5 protein-coding genes are annotated in these 3,015 nt (G+C 60.6%); 1 reads left to right on the top strand and 4 read right to left on the bottom strand.

Annotated features, from left to right (window positions below):
* Positions 1 to 11: 11 nt before the first annotated feature.
* Positions 12 to 248, bottom strand: coding sequence for a hypothetical protein (locus tag WCA53_RS17125; protein ID WP_423912903.1), 237 nt, complete (start codon positions 246 to 248; stop codon positions 12 to 14).
* 235 nt (positions 249 to 483) lie between these two features.
* Here WCA53_RS17125 and WCA53_RS17120 point away from each other — a divergent pair, with 235 nt between their 5' ends.
* The gene (locus tag WCA53_RS17120; protein WP_423912898.1) at positions 484 to 1,077 is read left to right on the top strand and encodes a PadR family transcriptional regulator; all 594 of its coding nucleotides are present in this window, start codon (positions 484 to 486) and stop codon (positions 1,075 to 1,077) included.
* A gap of 104 nt (positions 1,078 to 1,181) precedes the next feature.
* Here WCA53_RS17120 and rpiA read toward each other — a convergent pair whose 3' ends face one another.
* The 3 genes from rpiA to WCA53_RS17105 all read right to left on the bottom strand — a co-directional run.
* Entirely contained in the window at positions 1,182 to 1,874 is a 693-nt protein-coding gene (rpiA, locus tag WCA53_RS17115) for a ribose-5-phosphate isomerase RpiA (protein ID WP_423912912.1), read from the bottom strand.
* Between the two features lie 181 nt (positions 1,875 to 2,055).
* Positions 2,056 to 2,883 (bottom strand): N-acetylmuramoyl-L-alanine amidase, encoded by an 828-nt coding sequence (locus tag WCA53_RS17110; protein WP_423912909.1) that lies wholly within the window; start codon positions 2,881 to 2,883, stop codon positions 2,056 to 2,058.
* 9 nt (positions 2,884 to 2,892) lie between these two features.
* Positions 2,893 to 3,015: TrmH family RNA methyltransferase (locus WCA53_RS17105; protein ID WP_423912907.1), on the bottom strand; the 123-nt coding region annotated here is incomplete at its 5' end.

Below are 3,015 nucleotides of genomic sequence, written 5' to 3'. Positions count from 1 at the left end.
CCCCCAACCCCTCAGCGCCGTGTAACGTCGCGCCCCAGCCCTAATTGAATTTCAAACAGCGCAGCCAACATCGCCAGATACGCTCTCTCGCTCTCAGCTTCTTTCATCGACATTCCCTTGCACGTCTGCCCGCCCATGATCACGCCAAGACACAACGCATAGTTGCCTGCGAATGCCGTCGGTGAGCGCTCCATGTGCTTGAGCCGCACATACGACGCATCGAGCGTCTTGCGAAGATTGATTTGCATGGCGGGATTCCTTGTGTTTAAAGCTTCTGACGACGCGCCTGACGACATTGCGCACACGATCCGCAGCCCGTCATACTTTCTAACGCTAACCGACTGATTGCGGACAACCAAATTTATGTTTTTAGGGGTTTTTCTCTAACGACCCGCTTATTTTCCGCCCGACGCCTCGTTTTCACATTAAGATATATCTCAACAAAGACATATCTTGGTGAAAAGAAACGTTGAGGAATTTGCCATGTTTGGACGACATCGACACCGCGGGCTGCTTGAATCTAGCGAAGGTACCGGCGAGCACGAAGGCCGGGGAGGACGCGGTCCACGCCGCCGCATGTTCGAGTCAGGACACTTGCGACTGGTGATTCTCGATCTTGTCGGTGAAAGTCCGCGTCACGGCTATGACGTCATCAAGGCGCTCGAAGCACGTTGCGGCGGCATGTATAGCCCGAGCCCCGGTGTGGTCTATCCCACGCTTTCACTGCTCGAAGACCAGGGCTTCGTGACCATGGAAGAGTCGACGGGCAACAAGAAGCGCTACACGGTGACCATCGAGGGTCGTGCGCATTTGGCCGAAAACAAGCCGTTTATCGATGCCATCAATGCGCGCTTGTCAGGCGGGATAACGCCGCGTGGGATGGCGGACGAAGGCGAAGCCGATGAAGGTCACTCACACTCGCATGCCGGACGACGCTCGCCCGAGCTGCGTGAGGCTTTTCATGCGTTGAAAGGCGTCGTCATCGCACGGGTTCGCGCCGGCGATCTCGATGCCAACCGTGTCGCGCAGATCAAGGACATCATCGCCCGCGCCGCCCGGGATATTGAAGCGCTTTGACCGGGAGCGCAGGCAGCGCACGCATTGCAGCGTATTGATCGACTCGGCGGCGAACGCAATGTGCCCCGCCAGTAGCCGTCAATTAACGCCGATAAGCGTTCCAATCAACGCGCGTAGGTAATCGTCTCGACGCCGCTCGACGTGCCTAGCAGGCACAGGTTTGCGCCACGTGCCGCGAACAGGCCCACGGTCACCACGCCCGGCCAGGCATTCAGTTCGACCTCAAGCGCGAGCGGATCGGCAATCTTCAGCCCCTTTACGTCGATGATCTCGTTGCCGTTGTCGGTGACGAACGGCAAGCCGTCCTGCTGCACGCGCAGCACAGGCACGGCGCCCAGCGCCGCGATGCGCCGCCCGATCGCGGTGCGTGCCATAGGTATTACTTCGACGGGCAACGGAAACGTGCCCAACACGCCCACCCGCTTGCTCTCATCGGCGATGCAAAGAAATACATCCGCCACCGACGCCACGATTTTCTCGCGCGTAAGCGCCCCGCCGCCGCCCTTGATCATCGCGCCGTGCGGATCGATTTCGTCGGCGCCGTCCACGTACACCGGCAGCGACTCGATCTCGTTCAACTCCAGCACCTTGAAACCGTGCGCCTGGAGCCGCGCGCTGCTAGCGACCGAACTCGACACCGCCCCGCGATAACGCGACTTCACACTCGCGATGGCGTCGATGAAACAGTTTGCCGTCGTGCCGGTTCCGACCCCAATCACCGATCCCTCCGGCACGTGGGCGTTGACGTACGCGGCCGCTTCGGCAGCGACCAGTTGCTTCAGTTCGTCTTGGGTCATGGTGGCGAGAGGCACGAGGAGAAACTTCGATTCTAGCCGAGCACGACACGGGCGCATGGATTAAAGCGTGTCCGCGCCGTGCTCAAGGGTGAACGACAAATCCAAGATTGCTGAGCGCGGCGCAAATCATGTATCCCGAACGCAGCGGCAAAACGTGAGCCGAGTTGAATTCGGCAATGTCTCAGGGAAAGTATTTATCGAGTAACGCGGCGGCGATCGCGTCCGTTTCGGCATCGGCGTTACCGGCGTAGTCGCTGGGACGAAAATGCATCTGGAACGCAGCAATCACGCGACGCGCCCGGTCGTCGAACACACCGTCGGTGGCGGTTTCATAGCCGTAGCGCTGCAATTTCTCCTCCAGCGCCGCGACGTCCGCCGGCGCTTTGGGATCGCGTCCGGCGAGATGAAGCGCGACCGCTGGCGTGTCTGGCCACGCGCCGATGCCGGCATCGTAGAGCGTCTTCCAGGGGAACGCGGGACCGGGATCGGTCTTGCGTTGCGGCGCGATATCGCTGTGAGCGACCACGCGGATCGGCGGGATGTTGTAGCGCGTGACGATGTCTTTTGCGAGCTTCACGATTGCGTCGACCTGAGCCGGGGGGTACGGCTGCCAAGTGCGGCCTTGCGGGGTATCGATGGGTCCGACATTGACGTTTTCAATGCCTATTGACGCCGCATTCAATTCTGTCGTGCCTTGCCACTCGCTCACACCCGCGTGCCACGCGCGCTCGGATTCGGGCACCAGTTGGTACACCACCGGCTCGCCATTCTCGATGCGCGGCGACTCAGGCACAACGTAGTGGACGCTGACGTCGTCGCCCGTCAGGACCGCGAGCGAGCGCGCCTCGTCCCCTTGCGTGTAATGCATGACGAGAAAGCGCACGCGCGAGTCGACTCGCTTCGAGTGAATGCTCGTGTCGGCGATATACGCGCCGCGGTTGATCTCAGTGGACGAACAGGCGCTGATCAACACGCAAACCAGCGCTGCAAACGCGACCCCGACGCGCATCACCTGAGCTTACTTCTTCACCGAGCGCTGGCGAACGGCTTCGAACAGGCAGATCCCGCTCGCCACCGACACATTCAGGCTTTCGACACTTCCTGCCATCGGGATCTTCATGATCTCGTCGCAGGTTTCGCC

It is taken from the genome of Caballeronia sp., from assembly GCF_049581465.1.
Lineage (GTDB): Bacteria > Pseudomonadota > Gammaproteobacteria > Burkholderiales > Burkholderiaceae > Caballeronia.
This window is presented reverse-complemented; position numbering and strand designations above follow the sequence as displayed.

Coding starts and splice junctions, on each gene's coding strand:
- WCA53_RS17110 (WP_423912909.1), bottom strand. CDS start 2,883: ATGCGCGTCGGGGTCGCGTTTGCAGCGCTGGTTTGCGTGTTGATCAGC.
- WCA53_RS17120 (WP_423912898.1), top strand. CDS start 484: ATGTTTGGACGACATCGACACCGCGGGCTGCTTGAATCTAGCGAAGGT.
- rpiA (WP_423912912.1), bottom strand. CDS start 1,874: ATGACCCAAGACGAACTGAAGCAACTGGTCGCTGCCGAAGCGGCCGCG.
- WCA53_RS17125 (WP_423912903.1), bottom strand. CDS start 248: ATGCAAATCAATCTTCGCAAGACGCTCGATGCGTCGTATGTGCGGCTC.